The organism is Corynebacterium sp. HMSC22B11, from assembly GCF_001815965.1.
GTDB lineage: Bacteria > Actinomycetota > Actinomycetes > Mycobacteriales > Mycobacteriaceae > Corynebacterium.
The window spans coordinates 1-17663 of the sequence record NZ_KV823498.1 but is presented as its reverse complement, the minus strand read 5'-3'; the positions used below and the strand labels follow the sequence as shown (position 1 = coordinate 17663).

Sequence of the window (17663 nt, the reverse complement as noted above, 5' to 3'; positions counted from 1 at the left end):
AAGGCAGGGACTCGACGAACTCCGGCAGCCAGTCGGTGATGATCCGGCCGGTGAGGAACGGGGTCTCCTCGGAGACGTACTTGCGGGCCTCGGTGTAACGCATCGTGCGCATCAGGTCCACGACCTCAGCGACATCCGGCGCCTCGAAGGCGAGCATCCACTCGTAGTCGCCCAGGCCGAAGGACGGGATGGTGTTCGCGCGAACACGGTTGTACTTGCGGGCCTCCACACCGTGGTCGACCAGCATCTTGCGGCGCGGGGCGTCGTCCATGAGGTACCACTCCGGGGTGCGGACGAAGGGGTACAGGCAGATCCACTCCTTCGGCTCCGGGTCCACCATGAAGTCCGGGACGTGGGACTTGTTGAACTCCGCTGGGCGGTGGAGTGCCGCGTTCGTGCGATAAGGGACAGCCGCCTTACCGAGCAGCGTCTCGCGGCGGAAGGCGCGGTAGAAGGCCTGCAGATCCTCCAGCTTCTCGCCGTGGATCCAGAACATGATGTCCGCCTCCGGGCGCATGCCGGTGAGGTCGTACACGCCACGAACGGTCACGCTGGAATCCTTGTAGGAATCCAGGAACTTCTGGAAGTCCTCAGCAACCGCCGCGCGATCCTCGCCGAGCACGCCGGCCTTGATCTCAAACGCCGACCACATGGCGTACTGGATCGTGTTGTTCAGCTTCTCGAAATCGATCTTCTTCGACATATCCGAGGCTGCCACCTTTCTCATCGTCACTTAATCCGCAGGTCATTCTACCTGCACGAAGTGCCGAGAACCACGATGGCAGCCTGTGCAACAGCTGGAGAACAACTGCCGTCAGGCTGCCACCGTGGCCCATCACGCACGCCGGGGTGACCCCGGCCACAGAATCAGTGTTTAGGCGTTCACCTGCTTGGTCTGCGCCTGCACCGTGTTGATGCGCGCACCCAGGCGCACCATCAGCAGCACCAGGGATACGGCCAGCAGGATGTGGCCGATACCCGCCATGCCGGAGATCCCAGCATCCATGCCCTTGCTCAGTTCCGGGGTCTCCTCCAGCGGGCTACCGGCCAAGACCTGCAGCCAGCCGCGGACAGTCATCATCACCAGGGTGATCACCAGGCCGATGTTGTAGAGGTAGAAGAACCACGTGAACTGCTTCGACCCAGCCAGCGTGTAGAGCTTATCCAGGGCCAGCACCACCAGCGGGACGATGAAGCCCAGCACCAGCAGGTGGGTGTGCAGCGTGCTCAGCTGCGTGGCGTTATCGACCGGGAACTCCTTGAACTTGGTGACCTCCCGGTAGAACACGCCGCTGAGCATGCCGATCACGAGGTAAATGAAAGCGGTCGTAAACAGGGTCTTCTGCGCGTTCTTCATTGCGCTCATCCTTTTCTTTTCTGGTTTCTTGTTCTTCTTGTGGTGTCGTTTTTTAGTTTTGGACGTCGCCCCGGCTGGCCTTGGAGACCATGAAGGCCGCCAGGAAGCCGATGACCAAGGCCGCGATCGCGGAGACCAAGGCCCAGCGTGTGCCGCTGGCAAACGCCGCAATCACGGGGTCCAGCACCTGCCCCGGTACGCCCTGGCCACGCACGGCGGGGATCGCGGAGCCCGCCGAGGAGCGGGCGGCATCCGCCAGCTGGGCGGTGGTTCCGGTCAGGTCCCGGGAGTGGAACGCCATCCCGGCGGAAAGCATCGCGCCTGCCATCGCCGCGCCCAACGCCGATCCGAGCTGGCGGACCGTGGACTGGGTGGCCGAGCCCTGGCCGGACTGCTCCACCGGAACGTCCTTCAACACCAGGCTCGTCAGCTGCGCGGATGCCAGGCCCAGGCCCACCCCGTAGATCACGAGGGCAACGACGATCAGCCACAGTGGGCGGTCCGGGGCCTGCTCCGCGGTCAGCTGCAGAACACCGAAGACCTCCAGGCCCAGGCCCAGCAGCACGGTGCCGCTCGCGCCGATCCACGCCGCGAGGTGCCGGGCCAGCGCCCCGCTGAGGAAAGCGCCCGCCGCCATCGCCGCGAGCACCAGGCCCGTCGCGATCGTGGACAGCCCCAGCGCGTTAATCAGGTACAGCGGCAGCACGAAGACCAGGGCGAACTCGCCCACAGCCACCATCAGCGCGGTGATATTGCCCCACGTGAAGGTCGGCACCTGGAACAGGCCCACGTCCAGCAGGACCGCGTCCTGCGCCTTGCGGCGGCGATTCTCCAGAACCACGAAGGCAGCCACCGCCACCGCGCCGACGATCCCGGCCAGCCCCGGCCACGGCCACCAGCCCATCTTCGGGCCCTGAATGATTGCGAAGACCAGCAGGCCGAAACCGATCGCGGAGAGCAGGAAGCCGGCGACGTCGTGCCCCGCATCCGACCGACCTTTCGTATTCGGCACCAGCTTCAACGCCAGCACGAAAAGCAGCACGCCGATCGGTACGTTGACCCAGAAGATCCACCGCCAACCCGCGTACTCAGTCAGCAGGCCACCAGCCAGCGGGCCCACCGCCGCGGCACCGGCCATGACCGCACCCCACACGCCGAAGGCCGCCGCCCGGTCGTCCCCCTGGAACAGGGAGTTCACGCTGGACAGGGTGGAGGGCAGAATCGCCGCGCCACCGATGCCCTGGACCACGCGGGCCACAATCAGCACCCCGGCCGACCCCGCCAGACCGGCGAGCACCGAACCGAGAACGAACAGCGCCACACCGGCCAGGAACAACGTCCTCCGCCCCTTGGCGTCCCCCAACTTGCCCGCGGTGAGCAGCAGGGCGGCGAAAACCACCGAATACAGGCTCGTCACCCACTGGGCACCCGCCAGATCCAGGTCCAGGGCCCCGATGATCGCCGGCATGGACACCCCGACGATCGTCCCGTCCAGCACGATCAGCGCCAGACCACACGCCAAAACCCCCAGCGCAGCCCACTTATTCGGAGCATGCGATTGCGCCGAACCAGCTGCCGCCGGTGCGCTCTGCGTGCCTACTGCTCCACGGTTGTCCCTCATACTTCCTCAGCCTATGGGCCGCCCCCGGCGAGCACATCAGCCGAAAGGTTGAACTTCTGCTGCAACCAAAGCACAGGTTCCGTATGGAGCTGGGGTTTTGTTGTGTCTGTGCTGGTCAACCGCTTGTTTGCCCACCCGCTATAGTAGTCCATAGCGCCTCATAGTCATCACTCATTGGGCAATAATTGGGCAATAATTGGGCAATGGCTCCCCCGTTGCCCACCACAGCAAAGGACACGATCACCACATGTTCGGAACACTTCGACAGCTCCCCACCCCAAAGGACAAAGCACGGAAGAAACACGGCAATTGGCAAGCTCGCTACACCGCGCCCGACGGGCGCAGGTACGCGAAGACCTTGCCCACAAAGATGGACGCGCAGGGGTGGCTGGCAGCAGAAAAACGTCTCATTGACCTAGGCGCCTGGGAACCGCCGACACTCCGTAAAGACAAGGCGCGGAGGAAACAACAGCAGGACGCGTTAACAGTCGCTGGCTACTTCGATCAGCTGATGGGCAGGCCGGGCAGGCAGCCAACCACAATCAAGACCTACCGGGGCATGTTCAACAACGGCATTACCCAGAAGCTGGGTGACCTTCCCCTAAACACTGTGACGCGCCACGATGTGCAGCAGTGGTGGGCGTGGCTGTGGGAGACCTACCCGAACCGGGCGACGCGGAACGCGGATAGCTATACCCTGCTAGCCACCATCTTCAACGCAGCTATGGAAGACGAACTGATTAGCGCTACCCCAGTGAAGATTAAGGGGGCGGGCAAAGCGCCTGAACCACAACCGAAGGAACTTCTTTCAGATGAAGAGTTCGCGGGCATTCTCGCAGCGCTACCAGCCCACTACCGGGTTGCCACGCTGGTAGCCAGCGCGTGCGCACTAAGGATTGGCGAATGGTCTGAACTACGTGTGAAGGACGTGGAAGTAGACCGCGCCGGGCGGTGTGTCCTTCTGGTTCGTAGGCAGGTACGCGACGGCGGTGAAGTTGTACCCCGCACGAAAAACGGCAGCACCCGGCGCGTTCCGGTTCCCCAAACTGTTGCCGTGCACCTTCTAGAGCACATGAACGGGCTAGGGAAGGAAAGTTTGCTGTTCCCGAATACCCAAGGGAGGTGGACAACCCAGCAGATATTCAATCCCCTGTTGAAGAAGGCAGGGGAAACGGTGGGCAGGGCTGATGTAACCAGTCACGATCTACGGCACTACGGCGCAACAGAGTTTGGCCGGGCGGGGGCTTCCTTGAAGGAAATTCAGGAACGGCTAGGCCACGCCACACCCCAAATGGCTATGAGGTATCAGCACGCCACGGAACAGCGCGCTTGGGAAGTGTCTTCCCGTATGCAGTTGGCGGGCGTGGATAATGTCACCTCGTTGATTGCGCATAAGGGTAAGGGCGCGAACGATCAGCAGGAAGAGGGGGCATAGGTGCAGCAGCGACCGAAGAGCGCGGAAGAAGCCCGCGCAGTCCTAGAGAACCTTCCCACCGATGAAGACATGGGGGCGGAGGTGAAGCAGGCGCATGATCAAAGCATGAACGAAGTGAAGGCGTTGCTGGAAGAATTACAGCAGACCGGGGAGCGCTCTAGAAAGCTATATGAAGTTTTTCGATCAGAGGCGCGGAACAGGTTTCTTAGGCGTGCAGCGCTCGTTGAATACAGGTGTGTAAGGGGGTGCTTCCTCGGTGCCGTCCTTCCCCACGATGGGGAACGGTGGATAGCCACGCGAAAGAACTATGGCTTCCACCCCTTCCCTATTGGAGACACGGGAGATGCGGAGTTGCGCTACCCGGCGACCCCTGGGGAGGCTTGGCAGAATCCAGAGATTGAATGGGGCTACGCCAGGAATGATTACGCTATTACTACCTGGGAGCAATTCGTCAAGGTGCCTAAACCTAGCGTGTATTCCAGCTCGCATTGTGCTCACACGTCCTGCCAGTTCGTCCCCGAAGAGATTGAGGCGGATATTAGGCGGTTGAGGCGTAAGGATAAGCGGGTGGTTCGGCTCCCCCGTGCGCGCTCATAACGGGCGGTAGTGATCTGTGCTAGTCTGTTCGCGTACCTACATGTGCCAGACCTAGGCAGGCAAACCCCGAAGTGGCAGCCGGGAAGTCCCTAATGGAGGCTTCCCAAAATGGGTAAAACCACATTCCCTGCCCACCTGCCTAGCGAACTAGTGCCAGCAACGACGATTCAAGATCGCTGGCATATCTCCCCCCAAACCCTTAGGCGCGCAGCCGCTGAAGGCCTCATCACCTCATACCGGTTCGGGCACCGCACCCTACGCTATGACCCTAACGAGGTCATGGAGAAACTGTGCACCACCAACCGGGATTGGGAGGTGGCGTAGTCGTGGCGAAGCTGAACCGAACCACCATCACAACCACCCCCCTACACCAACCCGAACACCTCAACCGTTCGGCAACCACCGAACCAGCCGGGCGGGTACGCATCACCAGAATCACGAACCTGGACGGCACCCACGATGCATGGCTAATCAGCCTCGGCAACGACCACACCGGCGAACAAGCCACCGTGGCAACCGACCACCAGAGCCTTACCCAACTAGCCGACGAGCTCCAGCACCTACTCCCGGCGCGACCAGCCACCCCACAACACCGCGAAGGGGGTGGAAGGTAAACAATGGGAGCGAAAGAAAACCCCACGGCGGGCAACCGTGGGGCAGTCGAAGAACAAGGAGCTACCGGCGATATTACCAGGGGGAAACGCTGGCATGAGCAATGGCGGGTAGGTCACCGGAAACTAGACCCCGAACAGGCCGCGCTGTACGCACTTGTTAACGCCTCGGCATACGCAGCGATCACGTGTGACGACGAGGAACTAGAGCCTAGGGACTTCGCGAGGGCAGACACACGCCAAGTGTTTGAGACGTGGCAGAAGGCCGCGTGGGAGCTCATAGAGTCCGCATGGGCGATCTACACCCCGGAAGCGGTGGACAAGATCGAAGCGATCACCACGGTGCCACCTGTGGACGCGTCCCTGCTTACCTCCAGGCTGATTGACGAGGGGCACCACGACGCGGCACAGCTCATGGCGGTTGTGGTTGCGCACGCTCAAGACCCGGCTGTTCTGGCGCATGAGGTCGTTAAGCATATTCGGGTGTTGAAGAAGGCCAGGGCGCGCCGGGCGTTTAACTCCCTGGGTAATCAACTGATTAACGCCGCTGCCGATGGTTCGGATACGGCGATGGTGCAAGCGCTGGTGCACATTCCACAGTTCCAAGCGGTGGCTGAACGCGCGGGGTTAGACGCGAAGGAGGCGGTGTAAGTGGTGGACAAGGAGCAACCACTGTTTGACGAGGTTAAGGACACAGAGAAGGAAGGGTACGTGCCACAGATCAGGGAGCCTCAACCCCCGTACACGCTGGACGAGCTGGAGGAGGTAGACCCTGACGAGTACGCGGTGTTCACACATAGCCCCCGGCTAGTAGAGCTGTGGAACCTTGCGGTTGAGCGGGTCGCGAGCCCGTGGGGTGTGTTGGGTGTGGCGTTGGCGTTAACGTCCGCTCGGTTGGAGCCGACGGTGAAGATTCCCCCGATTGTTGGTAGTGCTGCTTCGCTTAACGTGTTGGTGGCGTTGGTGGGGCGGTCTGGTGCTGGCAAGGGGGCAAGTGTGGGTGTTGCTACCGACGCTATCCGGTTCATGGAAGTAGATGGGGGCTTCGAGCTACCAGAAGCCCCGCTACCGCTGGGCAGTGGGCAGGGCATTGCTGAAACGTTCAGGGAGCCACGGGTGAAGCAGGGCGAAGCGCCACGGCCTCGGCGAACACGCGCACTGTTTGAGGCATCGGAGATCGACACGCTGGACGCGAGCACGAAACAGCGCGGCTCAACGCTGATGCCTGTTTTGCGACAGATGTATTCGGGGGAGAACCTCGGCAGCACGAACGCGAGCGAAGATACTTCACGTAACGTGCCGAAGCATTCCTACCGCGCATCACTGGTGTGTGGGGTGCAGCCGAAGCGTTCCGGTGCAATCCTCAACGAGGCAGAGGTTGCCGGGGGAACACCACAGCGGTGGTTGTGGCTGGATTGCGAGCCCTACCCGATTGATGAACGCCGAAGCACTCGGCGGCAGGAACCTCCCATCGTGATGGTGGACATTGAGATCAAGCGTCACGAAGAGCTGCTGATGGACGTGCCAGAGGAAGTGGTGAAGAAGACACGCGCGATGCGCACCAACGCGGTAACAGGGCGAATCAGCGACCCGCTGGAGGGACACGCGAACCTTACCCGCATTAAGGTGGCGTGCCTACTAGCCGTGTTCGGTGGCCGTCGTGCCATGACGATGCAGGATTGGGAAGTGTCTGGGCTGATTATGAAGCGTTCGAACATGGTTCGGAAGCGCTGCCAAGATGCACTGCAAGAGGTCATGGTGGGCAAGATTGAGGACACAGCACGGCGGGACGCGCTCGCGAAGGAGGCTAGGGAGCGGGAACACCTGGAGGCCACGAAGCAGCAGATTCTGTTGAAGCTGGAGGCGTACGGGCGGTTGACGATGGGCGGGGCTGCTGGGCTGAAACAGAAACTCTCGGCGGGTAGGCGACCTACTGCCGACGATGCCATAGAGGGGCTGGTGGAAGACGGGCTAGTTTTGTCCGCTGCCGACGAGCGCGGGCAGACGTGGTTCTACCTTCCGAATGAGTAGGCGCTAGTTCTTCCGTACACCCCTTGACCTAGTACCACCCGTACTATCCGTACTATCGGTACTATTGCAGGTCAGGGGGTGTTTTTCACGTACTATTTGGCGTACTATTTGGGTTTTCACGTACTAGGTTTGGCGGCAAACATAGTACGCCTAGTACGGGAGATAGTACGGCGAAAAGTGGGGCTGACCTGGGATAGTACGCCTAGTACGCCTAGTACGAGGGGTAGATACGACGCACTAGCCATGCGCCCCGCTGAAGTTCAACACAGCACAGCGAACAGCCCCTGTTCTAAGCCCTGTAGACCCGTTGGGGTGATGGTTGGGCATTGCGGGCTGCAACGCCGGTTCATGGGGCGTGTGTGTGGCTTAGGGCGCGTCCTGTGGGGTGTTTTGTGGGGCGAAGAGAGAGACAGCGCTGATTCGTGCAGCCGGGGAGGGGGCATGTGCCCTACCCGTCGAATATTTCGGTGGGGTGTGTTCGGTGGTGTTCGCCCCCCGTGGGGTGTGTCTGGTCGCGCTGGGTGGGTGTCGTGGTGGTGGGTGTCGTATCGCGCCGGGCATGGAGGGGGTGGGTGGTGAGCACGCCGGGCTGATTAGCTCGCGTGGTCGATTAACCCACTTTCGGGGGTGGGTGTGGTTAGAACACCCGTACGACCGTTTTAAGGCGCTTTAGGGGCGTGTGGCTGGTTGTGGTGGGGTGGTGTGTTTCGTGGCGTGTGCTGGGCTGTGTGGTGTGTTTAGGGGGTGGTTCGCCCGGCGCGTGGTGGCTTTTGTGTTGTTGGTGCGTGTGTTCGGTTGGGCGCGTGCTGGTGATTGCGTTGTCGTGTGTTTGTTCGACTGTTGGGCAGCGTGTCGGCGGGGCAGTGTATTGGGGGTGTTCGCTGTGGTCGGTGGTGGTGTTCGGTTCCTCGGTGGGTGACGGGTTCGGCGGCTCCCCCCTTGGGTGGTGGTTGACCCTAGCGTTCACCCTTGGGTTGACCCTCCCCTATGGGCGGTGGCGGATTCATGGATTCAGCCCACGCGCGTAGGGGGCAAAGTTCAGTTAGGTGAAGGTCTTCACCTAACGCTCCATTCACCCCGCTCGCGTAGGGGGCGAAGACCCAGGGCAGCGTCAGCTCGTCGGTACCGGGGGTTCAGCCCGCGTGCGTAGGGGGCAAAGGCGACCGCCGAGGTTCCCAGGGGCGTGTTGTTCGTTCAGCCCGCGTGCGTAGGGGGCAAAGATCCGGGGAAGAAAGAGTGTGTGGAGGCTGACCGTTCAGCCCGCGTGCGTAGGGGGCAAAGACTCCCCCACCTGCACAACCACTACTTACAGAGAGCAAATAACCCCCGGCTCCCCACAACACCCGGTAACACCATCGCGCCGGGCGAAAACCACACCCCCCCAACAAAAAAGACCCCACCAAACGAACACACACGCGTTTTCAGGCCACGCCCCTACACGGGTAGCCAAACAGGGGTTAAACGCCCCCACGTGGCTCACAGCGCGTCCCAGACGAAATGGGCGTGTGGCACCCCACTACAGGAGGGGGATAATCATAATGCCGTGTGGGGCTGGGGTGTTGGCGGTGGGGTATACCCCCCTGGGTGGTTTGTGGTGCCCCGATCACATAGGGGGTGTGTGACGGTGGGAGGGTTTGGGGCTTTGGGGTTCGGTGGTGGTTAGGCGCGCGCGCGTGCAGCGGTTCGGGACGCGGCTAGCCGGTTGGAGAACCTACGCGCCTTGCGCCGGTTGGTGGTTCGCCGTGTTGGCGTTCCGGTGGTGTGTGTTTGGAGTTCGTCGAATGCTCGCTTCATGGTGCTTTGATTATCCCATGATTGGGGGCTGGTCGTAGGTGGCTGTTGGGGCATGTGCTGTTGGTTAGCCAGACCTGTACATGTTGGGAGCAACAATGCCTTCCGCCGGTTTGTGGTGGTTGGGGGTGGGGGTTACCCGGTGGGGCGCGCCTGGTTGCGGGCGGTGGTTCATTGCAACCGGCGCGGCTCCCCCGCGTGTGGCTACCTGGCTAGGCAGCCGTTGGTGTGGGTTATTCCGTTGCTTCCATGAGGTACGCCGTGGCGGTGCATACCGGGCACGGTAGGCGGTGGGCGCGGGCGGTTGAACCGGCTAGTGGGCGCTTATGGAACGTTAGGCCGCATAGCGTGTGTGTGGTTCCGTCCGGTTCGATCTGCTCGGTGTAGTGGTACAGGCGCGGTGGTGTGTTGTCCTGTGGTGTTGGTGTGTGTTGCTCGGTGGGCTGGGTGCTCATGGCGTGTGTCCTTACCTGGTTGGTGGGGTTAGTTGTCGGTGCCGAAGTCCCCGGCGCGGTGGGCGTGCTCAACGGCGGCTAGGAGGAACTCGGCGGTGGTGTCGTCGATGTTGTCGGGGTCGGTGGTGGTTCCGTCTAGTTCGTCTACTTGGTTGAGGTAGAAGGCTAGGGCGGTGGCCACGGTGTGGTGGTTCAGGCCGGTTGTGGTGGCGGCTTTAGTGGCGAGGTCTGTAAGGGTGGTGGGCATGTTTGGCACGTCCTTCCGGTGCATGATTGGGCAATAATTGGGCAATTTGTTAACACGGTTTGCTTAACACATGCTGTGACCTGCGCTTACAGCAGAAACAAGCCGAAAGGTTGAACTTTCAATCAGCCGAAATACAAAACCGGTGGCGGTTGCGAGTAAGAAACTCGCTACTCTGGGAAATATGAATCTCCCACTAGACAACGTTGACCCCAAGGGACTCGTCGAATACTCCGTCGTGTTCTCCGACCGCTCCCTGAACCACATGTCCGCGAAGTTCGTGGACGCCATGCAGGACATGCTCGGCATCCTGCGCGGCACCTACAACGCCCACTCCGCGGCCATCGTCCCAGGTGGCGGCTCCTTCGCCATGGAGTCCGTCGCCCGCCAGTTCGCGAATGGCGCCAAGACCCTCGTCCTGCGCAACGGCTTCTTCAGCTACCGCTGGACCCAGATCATCGAAACCGGCAAGCTCACCGACCAGCACAGGGTCCTCAAGGCCAAGCAGGTCTCCACCGAGGCAGGCGCACCCACCTTCGAGCCGATGGATATTAAGGACGCCACCGACGCCATCGCCGAATACCAACCAGACGTGGTCTTTGCTCCCCACGTGGAGACCGCCTCCGGCATCCTCATCAGCGAGGACTACATCACGCAGCTCGCCGACGCGACGCACAAGGTCGGCGGCGTCTTCGTCCTCGACTGCGTGGCCAGCGGCACCCTGTGGGTGGACATGAAGAAGACGGGCGTGGACGTCCTGATCTCCGCGCCGCAGAAGGGCTGGTCCGGTAGCCCGGCAGCCGGCTACGTCATGTTCAGCGAGAACGGCCGCAAGGCGATGGAAAACACCCAGACCAGCAGCTTCGCGATGGATCTGAAGAAGTGGACCGCCATCGCCGATGGCTACGTGGATGGTGGCGCGGGCTACCACGCCACCATGGCCACCGACACCCTGCTGCACAACCTGGAGCTCATGAAGGAAGCCCAGGAGGTCGGCCTGGAGACCCTGCGCGCCAAGCAGGAGGAGCTGGGCGGCAAGGTCCGCGAGCTCTTCGCCGAGCGCGGCTACACCTCGGTCGCCGCGCCGGGCTGCGAGGCGCCGTCCGTCGTGGTGGTCAACGCCAAGGACCCGCAGAAGAACTACGTCGCGGCCTTCAAGGAGGCCGGCCTGCAGATCGCGGGTGGCGTGCCCCTGATGATCGACGAGCCAGAGGGCCTGGCCACCTTCCGCATTGGCCTGTTCGGCCTCGATAAGTGGGCGGACGTCGACGCTGCGGTGCAGCGCCTGGCCGACGCGCTGGATAAGATCGAGTAAGAGAGCAACGTTGATGCCCGAAGGGGCCGCTCCGCGCGCCGGGCGCAGACGCACCGGCCGTGGGGCGCGAGGTGGCCGCGGCCACCGCCCTTGGGCCTGAATGAACGTGGAGTAGACATGAAGCACGCTGATCACACAAGCGAGCACCCCGGCACCCCAGAGGAAATTCTGCAGCTCGTCGAGGACTGGGGGCAGTCGTTTAAGATCCTCTCGGATCCGACGCGCTTTCGTCTATTGCTGACCCTGCACTACCAGGGCCCCGCCCAGATGACGATGACGGAGCTAGCCAACGAGTGCGAACTCCGGCCCGCCACCGCCTCCGCAGCGTTGCGTTACATGTCCAACGCCGGAATCCTCACCGTGGAACGCGACGGTCGCCAGATGCTGTACTCGCTGGTAGACGATCGGATCCACCAGCTGCTGCACTACGTGGGCGGCAATAAGGATATGCACCGCCACGACTAGGCGGTGCTGGGGGTTCTGCTCGCTCCGGGGGGCGTGTGTGGTGGCGCGGCGGGTTTTGCGACTACGCCGGGGGCGCGTGGCCGCTGCTGTGGGCGGCCGGGGGAGTTGGCGGGGGACCAGGTGCGCTATGCGCCGCCGGCGATCCGGGCGCCTAGCGCCTCCAGCAGGGCGCTGGCTTTGACCAGGATTTCCTGCCACTCCGCCTCGGGGTCGGAGTCCGCGACGATCGCCCCGCCCACCCCGAAGCTGGATTCGCGGCCATCGTCGATAAGCGTGCGGATCGTGATGGACAGATCCGCCTCCCCGGTGGGGGAGAGCCACCCAATCGCACCGGAGTACAACCCGCGCGCAGTACCCTCCAGCTCCTCGAGCAGCTCCATTGAGCGGACCTTCGGAGCACCCGTCATCGACCCGCCCGGGAAGCAGGCCGCGAGACAATCCACGGCATCCGCCCCGGCGCCACCGTTCAGCTCGCCGGTGATCGTGCTGACCAGCTGGTGGACGTGGCTATAGCTCTCCACCGCGAACAGCTCCGGCACCCGCACGCTGCCCGGCCGACAGATCTTCGCCAGGTCGTTGCGGAGCAGGTCGACGATCATCAGGTTCTCCGCCCGGTCCTTCTCGCTGTTCTGCAGTTCACGACGCCACCGCTCGTCCTCAGCACCGGTGCCGCGCGGCCGGGTGCCCTTGATGGGCTTGGCCTCGACAAAGAGCCGGCCGGCGACGTCAGCGGCACGGCGGATCCGCAGGAAGCGCTCCGGGGACGCCGAGAGCACATGCAACCCTGGTGTGCCAGCCTGCGTGGCGGCGGTGCGCGAGGCTGGGTTGACCGCAACAGGTGAGGGGGAGGCTGTGCCAGGATCCGTTGTCGGCGCGGCGCCGAGGCCGGGGAACTGCAGATAAGCGCCGTAGGGGACCGGGCTCGTGTCACGCAGTTGCTGGTACGCGCCCCACGGGTCGGCCAGCGCTGGGCCGCGGGCGGTCGTGGTCAGGCATAGCTCGTAGCTATCCCCGGCCGCGATGTGCTCCTGGCAGGCCAGCACATTGGCCAGATACTGCTCGTGGCCGTGATCCAGCCGGTATTCGGCGGCTTCGCTGGCCGCCCGGTTCGTCAGGATCGGCGCTGCGTCCGCGGTGGTGCCCGGGGCGTTGTCAGGGGCATTGGAATCCCCGGCGCCCGTGGGGAAAAGCTCCCGCAGACCAGTGCCGAAACGGTCTTCGAGCTGCCGGAACCACGCCTCAGCCGGGCTGGCGTCCGGCGTGGGGCTCGTGACGGGGGTGGGAGACGTGAGAGGTTCGTCCCCTGGTGCGCCGCCGGGCCCGCCCGATGCCCCCGTGGGTTCCAGGGCCAGTGCGATCACCGCGCCATCGTGCGGGGAGAAGACCAGCCCCCGGTCCGCGAAGAGAAGGGCGGCGTCCGGATGACTGCGGTGGCGCAGAGGTGCGGCCCCGCCGTTCCCGGCACCGAGCTCAGCCACTGCCCCCTGCGCGGGTACAGCCGCATGCTTGGCGCCGAGCCCTGCCCTGCGCCGGGTGGCGCTGGCGAGCACGTCGGGGGAGAGGTTCTTCAACTCATAGCCGAAGGCTCCTACCCAGCCGAGCGCGAAACCGCCCGTGAGCTGTGCCGGGAAGTCCTCCGGCACGTGGATGCGCCGCAATTGCTCCCGCAACGCGTCGTAGAAGGCGGCGCCGTCCCCGGCGCCCACATTCCCGGCGTCCGCACCCGCGGACCCTACACCCGCAGCAGCGTCGCCGGCATCGGCACAGGCGCTGCGCCCCGGGACACGGTAACCCACCGCGAAACCGGGACCATCGGCCGCGCTGGCGTCGTCCCCAACCTCGGGAACAGGGCTGTGAACGGTGCCGTCAACAGCTCCGCGAACAGCGGCGCGGGCGGAAGAGAAAGCGAGAAAAGACCGCGCCGTATCGCCCTGAAACGCCGAACCAGAGTCCAGAAAAACGGCATCCGCAGCCTCCCCGCCCTGGTGGCGGAGTGCAGCGAATGCCGTATTCGCGGCCCGGCGGAAAACCCCCTGGCACGCGGAAACGCCGCGACCAGCGGAAATCGGGAAGATCCGCCAGCGCAGCGTCAGAGATCCGGGTTGCACGCCCGCGGCGCCCGCATCAGGGGTGCTACCGGCAGCGTGGCTGACCCACGGGTAGTGCAAGTTATTCCTTAGAGGCGGTGGCGGCCGCCCTCGTCATCCTTGGAATCCTTCTTGGCGTTATCGGCCTTCTTCGGAGCAGCCGGTGCACCTGGTGCCTTCGGGGCAGCTGGAGCGCCCGGAGCCTTCGGGGCCGCAGCCTTGGAACCGGAATCCTTCTTGGACTCCTCGTTCTTCTTCTGCTCAGCCTGAGCCTTCTTCTGCTCGGCCTTGGCCTTCTCCTCGCGAGCCTTAGCCTCAGCCTTGTCCTTCGCGTCGGAAGCCTGCTCCTTGACCTCCTCGGCCTTGTCCTCAGCCTTCGCCTTGGTTTCGGCAGCAGCGGAAGCGGCGGCGTCCTTGGCGTCAGCAGCAGCGGCCTTCGCCTTCGCAGCAGCCTCCTCAGCCTTCGGCTTCGCGGCGGAACCCGTGGCCTTGCCGGAGAAGTCGGAAGCCTTCGGTGCGGACTTCGCCGGAGCCTGCTTCTTCTCGCGCAGGGCAGCGACAGCCGCGCCAGCGGCAGCCAGCAGCAGGACCAGCAGGATGTTGCGGCCGAGCTTGCCCTTGCCGTTGCGCTTACGCTCCAGCTTGGCGGCCTTCTTCTGGGCCTTCTTGTTGATCTTGTCGACCTTCTTCTGGCCGCGCTTGCTCAGGGTCTTGACGTTCTGCTCAGCAGCCTTGCGACGCTTCTTCGCGTCCTTCTTCGCCTGCTTATTAGCCTTCGCAGCATCCTTCTTGGTCTGCTTCAGCTGCTCAGCGCCCTGCTCTTGCAGGTTCGCGAACTGGGAACGAGCCTGGTTCAGGCCGTCCTGCACGCGGGACTCCAGCTGATCGCGGGTCTGCTGAGCCTGCTTGCCAGCCTTCTGGGCCTTCTTCTCCGCACGCTTCTGAGCCTTCTTCAGACGCTTATTCGCGCTGCGGGTCTCCTGCTTGCGGGCTTTTGCGCCCTCCTTCTGGGCAGCCTCGCGAGCGGACTCCGCTGCGTGGGTCGCACCCTCCCACAGCTCATCAGCGGCCGCACGGGCACCGGCGCGACCAGCGGCGAAAGCACCAGCCACGGAGCTGGCGAGCTCGCGCTGCTTCTTCTTATCGCCCAGGTCCTCGACGAGGTTGCGGGCGTCGTCAGCGACGTTCTGCAGGTTGGAACGCAGGTCCTTGCTGTTCTTCTTGGCAGCCTTGCGGGCCTTCTTGCCGTCCTTCTTCGCCTGCTTAGCCAGCTTCTTCTGCTTCTTCTTGCCGTCCTCGAACAGCTCCTCGGCGCGGTCGCCGAGCTGGTTGAACGCGTCGGTGGCGTTAGCCATGCCCTTCTCCTTCAATTCATTCTTTTCGTTATTTAGATCAGAGATACCCTGGCGCGTCCTGCTGCGCAGCGAATTGCGCTTGGCAGCCTTCCGAGCCTTCTTCGCGGACTTGGCCAGCGGGTTATCAAACTGCGTAGCGGGGGAGTTTCCCTCCGCAAGCGCGGTGCTCTCCTCGTGGGCCGCGTGCAGCGCACGAGCCTTCGCAAGAGCCTCGGCTGCGCCGTCCTGCTTCCGCATTTCCTCCGCAACAGCACGGATGTGAGCAGGCGAATCAGCCAGCACAGCCTGCTGCTGCTCGTCCGTCAACGTCACATTTCGCTGATCGCGAAGCGCATCGAACTCTTCGAGCTGCCTACGCTGCGCACGGTTCTTCTGCGACTTCCGCAGCTGCTTGGCAATAGTGAGCGCCAGCTTGAGGGTATTGGGATTCATCTAGGAATCTCCTCTTGCGTTGAAATTTCACCAACAGTCCCATGATAGGCAAAGCCCACTTATCCTGCCGTGTAGTTTCCCCAAAACATGCTGCAGCAACCCTGACTGCTAGCCCCGAAGCTGCCGCCCTGCCGACTCCCCGGAGGGCGCCCGCGGAGCGCGGCACCGGGCTTCCACACCGGCCGGCCCGAAAGCCCAACCACCCCGCCCCAGCGACTGCCGATTGAAGTACACTGGGGCGCGTGACTAACAAGACTGAAACCGCAATTCTGCACACCAACTACGGCGACATCTCCATCGACCTCTTCGGCAACCACGCGCCGAAGACGGTCGAGAACTTCGTCGGCCTGGCCAGCGGCACCAAGGAGTACTCCCAGCCGAACGCTCAGGGCAGCAACGAGGGCCCGTTCTACGACGGTGCGATCTTCCACCGCATCATCGACGGCTTCATGATCCAGGGCGGCGATCCGACCGGTACCGGCCGTGGCGGCCCGGGTTACCAGTTCGAGGACGAGTTCCACCCGGAGCTGCAGTTCGACCGCCCATTCCTGCTGGCCATGGCCAACGCAGGCCCGGGCACCAACGGCTCCCAGTTCTTCATCACGGTGACGGCCACCCCGCACCTGAACAACCGCCACACCATCTTCGGTGAGGTCACCGACAAGGAGTCCCAGAAGGTCGTTGCGAAGATCTCCCGTGTGGCCACCGACCGCATGGATCGTCCGAACGACGACGTGGTGATCGAGTCTGTCGAGATCACTCAGTAAAACCCCTGTGATCGCGACCTTCGTCGCGATCAACGTGACCGTCTATGCAGCCATGGCGCTGCAGGCGGTCTTTCACGTATTTCGGCAGGGTTTCTCCGGCCGCGGGGTTGTGTACGCACTCGAAAGCCCACTCAGCGACTCCCAAAACTTCGGCTGGGAACTACTCCTCTCCGCGGAGAAGATGGCGGAGCACGGGCAATGGTGGCGCGCAGCCACCGCCTCGATCGTGCACCTCGACGCCGCCCACATCGCCTTCAACATGCTGGCCATCTACTTCATCGGCCAGGCCGTGGAGCAGCGCTTCGGCCACCGCATCACCGCCGGAATGATCCTCGCCTCCGCAGGTGGCGGAGCTCTCGCCTGCCTCACCCTGCAACCAGAAGCCACCATGGGAGGGGCTTCAACGGTCGGCTACGGCCTGCTGGCCATGCTGCTCGGCATGAAGCTCGCGGAGCGGGAACAGATGGCCTCCGCGATCGTCATGGTGCTGATCTACTTCGCGTGGACCATCTACACCCCCGGCGTTTCGCTCTGGGGCCACGTGGGCGGTTTCCTCGGCGGTGGGGCCAGCTACCTCGCCGTCCGCGGACTACTCGGCTCAACCGCAGTCCCCGTCCCAGATTCCGACCCAGCGCAGGCACAAGTCCGCCGAGCCGAAACCGGCGCCCTCGCCATTGGCGCGGCAGCGCTCATCGCGGCCGGCGTGGTTGGCGTCCTGAATTAAAAAACCCGCCCTGGCAGCCAGGTGAACTAGCCCCCGAAAGTTGGACTGGTTTAATTCTAGGCGGTGAGGGGTTCAAGGGTCTGATTCCGATATTGCATCGGGGTCAGGCCCTTGAGTCGTTGTTGGACGCGTTCGGTGTTGTACCACCCGATGTACTCGTCGATCGCTTGGTTGAACTCTGCGACCGTGTCGAAGACTTCACCGTGGTACATCTCTGTCTTCAAGTGTCCAAAGAAGTTCTCCATGACCGCGTTGTCGTAGCAGTTGGCTTTACGCGACATCGACTGCACACAACCGTTGTCGCCGATCAGATTGCGCCAGGAGGCATGCTGGTACTGGAAGCCTTGATCGGTGTGCATCATCCACCCGGGTTCAG

General features: G+C 63.2%; 15 protein-coding genes and 1 CRISPR repeat array. Of the genes, 8 read left to right on the top strand and 7 right to left on the bottom strand.

Annotated elements, in window-relative coordinates:
• From hemQ to HMPREF3088_RS05495, 3 genes are all read right to left on the bottom strand, one after another.
• Positions 1–703, bottom strand: a 703-nt coding sequence (hemQ, locus tag HMPREF3088_RS05505) for a hydrogen peroxide-dependent heme synthase (RefSeq protein ID WP_015381075.1), incomplete at its 3' end; no start/stop codon positions are given.
• Positions 704–874: 171 nt separating this feature from the next.
• Positions 875–1357 (bottom strand): DUF2871 domain-containing protein, encoded by a 483-nt coding sequence (locus tag HMPREF3088_RS05500; RefSeq protein WP_070758795.1) that lies wholly within the window; start codon positions 1355–1357, stop codon positions 875–877.
• Between the two features lie 52 nt (positions 1358–1409).
• Positions 1410–2978, bottom strand: coding sequence for a DHA2 family efflux MFS transporter permease subunit (locus HMPREF3088_RS05495; RefSeq protein WP_070758794.1), 1569 nt, complete (start codon positions 2976–2978; stop codon positions 1410–1412).
• Between the two features lie 247 nt (positions 2979–3225).
• Between HMPREF3088_RS05495 and HMPREF3088_RS05490 the strand changes: the two genes are divergently transcribed.
• From HMPREF3088_RS05490 to HMPREF3088_RS05475, 4 genes are all read left to right on the top strand, one after another.
• Positions 3226–4413 carry a tyrosine-type recombinase/integrase gene (locus HMPREF3088_RS05490; protein ID WP_070758793.1) on the top strand — a complete coding sequence of 396 codons (1188 nt, stop codon included), beginning with the start codon at positions 3226–3228 and terminating at the stop codon, positions 4411–4413.
• A gap of 923 nt (positions 4414–5336) precedes the next feature.
• Positions 5337–5624 (top strand): hypothetical protein, encoded by a 288-nt coding sequence (locus HMPREF3088_RS10385; RefSeq protein WP_141759440.1) that lies wholly within the window; start codon positions 5337–5339, stop codon positions 5622–5624.
• Positions 5625–5864: 240 nt separating this feature from the next.
• Positions 5865–6272: a hypothetical protein gene (locus tag HMPREF3088_RS10380; RefSeq protein WP_141759439.1), complete on the top strand. Its 408-nt coding sequence runs from the start codon at positions 5865–5867 to the stop codon at positions 6270–6272.
• The gene (locus HMPREF3088_RS05475; RefSeq protein WP_070758790.1) at positions 6273–7652 is read left to right on the top strand and encodes a hypothetical protein; all 1380 of its coding nucleotides are present in this window, start codon (positions 6273–6275) and stop codon (positions 7650–7652) included.
• Between the two features lie 1010 nt (positions 7653–8662).
• Positions 8663–8934: direct repeats of the CRISPR family, unit length 27 nt; unit sequence TTCAGCCCGCGTGCGTAGGGGGCAAAG.
• 992 nt (positions 8935–9926) lie between these two features.
• Here HMPREF3088_RS05475 and HMPREF3088_RS05470 read toward each other — a convergent pair.
• Positions 9927–10145: a hypothetical protein gene (locus HMPREF3088_RS05470; protein ID WP_141759438.1), complete on the bottom strand. Its 219-nt coding sequence runs from the start codon at positions 10143–10145 to the stop codon at positions 9927–9929.
• 181 nt (positions 10146–10326) lie between these two features.
• Between HMPREF3088_RS05470 and HMPREF3088_RS05465 the strand changes: the two genes are divergently transcribed.
• Together HMPREF3088_RS05465 and HMPREF3088_RS05460 are read left to right on the top strand one after the other, a co-directional pair.
• A complete protein-coding gene (locus tag HMPREF3088_RS05465; protein WP_070758788.1) occupies positions 10327–11457 on the top strand; it encodes an aminotransferase class V-fold PLP-dependent enzyme in 1131 nt (376 codons plus the stop codon).
• A 117-nt stretch (positions 11458–11574) separates the two neighbouring features.
• Positions 11575–11922 (top strand): ArsR/SmtB family transcription factor, encoded by a 348-nt coding sequence (locus HMPREF3088_RS05460; protein WP_070758787.1) that lies wholly within the window; start codon positions 11575–11577, stop codon positions 11920–11922.
• 125 nt (positions 11923–12047) lie between these two features.
• Here the strand turns inward: HMPREF3088_RS05460 and HMPREF3088_RS05455 are convergent, their stop codons facing one another.
• Positions 12048–14090 (bottom strand): anthranilate synthase component I family protein, encoded by a 2043-nt coding sequence (locus tag HMPREF3088_RS05455; protein ID WP_070758786.1) that lies wholly within the window; start codon positions 14088–14090, stop codon positions 12048–12050.
• Positions 14091–14098: 8 nt separating this feature from the next.
• Entirely contained in the window at positions 14099–15796 is a 1698-nt protein-coding gene (locus HMPREF3088_RS05450; RefSeq protein WP_070758785.1) for a hypothetical protein, read from the bottom strand.
• Positions 15797–16038: 242 nt separating this feature from the next.
• On the opposite strand from HMPREF3088_RS05450, the gene HMPREF3088_RS05445 reads away from it, so the two are divergent.
• Both HMPREF3088_RS05445 and HMPREF3088_RS05440 read left to right on the top strand, forming a co-directional pair.
• The gene (locus HMPREF3088_RS05445) at positions 16039–16563 is read left to right on the top strand and encodes a peptidylprolyl isomerase (RefSeq protein ID WP_070758784.1); all 525 of its coding nucleotides are present in this window, start codon (positions 16039–16041) and stop codon (positions 16561–16563) included.
• A gap of 7 nt (positions 16564–16570) precedes the next feature.
• Positions 16571–17287 (top strand): rhomboid family intramembrane serine protease, encoded by a 717-nt coding sequence (locus HMPREF3088_RS05440; RefSeq protein WP_070758783.1) that lies wholly within the window; start codon positions 16571–16573, stop codon positions 17285–17287.
• A gap of 56 nt (positions 17288–17343) precedes the next feature.
• Here the strand turns inward: HMPREF3088_RS05440 and HMPREF3088_RS05435 are convergent.
• Positions 17344–17663 (bottom strand): IS3 family transposase (locus HMPREF3088_RS05435; RefSeq protein ID WP_141759437.1); only part of this gene is annotated, 320 nt, incomplete at its 5' end.

Excerpts from the sequence above, each read along its gene's own strand:
- HMPREF3088_RS05450 (WP_070758785.1), bottom strand. The coding sequence starts at position 15,796 with ATGAATCCCAATACCCTCAAGCTGGCGCTCACTATTGCCAAGCAGCTG.
- HMPREF3088_RS05495 (WP_070758794.1), bottom strand. The coding sequence starts at position 2,978 with ATGAGGGACAACCGTGGAGCAGTAGGCACGCAGAGCGCACCGGCGGCA.
- HMPREF3088_RS05490 (WP_070758793.1), top strand. The coding sequence starts at position 3,226 with ATGTTCGGAACACTTCGACAGCTCCCCACCCCAAAGGACAAAGCACGG.
- HMPREF3088_RS05470 (WP_141759438.1), bottom strand. The coding sequence starts at position 10,145 with ATGCCCACCACCCTTACAGACCTCGCCACTAAAGCCGCCACCACAACC.
- HMPREF3088_RS05460 (WP_070758787.1), top strand. The coding sequence starts at position 11,575 with ATGAAGCACGCTGATCACACAAGCGAGCACCCCGGCACCCCAGAGGAA.
- HMPREF3088_RS05500 (WP_070758795.1), bottom strand. The coding sequence starts at position 1,357 with ATGAAGAACGCGCAGAAGACCCTGTTTACGACCGCTTTCATTTACCTC.
- HMPREF3088_RS05465 (WP_070758788.1), top strand. The coding sequence starts at position 10,327 with ATGAATCTCCCACTAGACAACGTTGACCCCAAGGGACTCGTCGAATAC.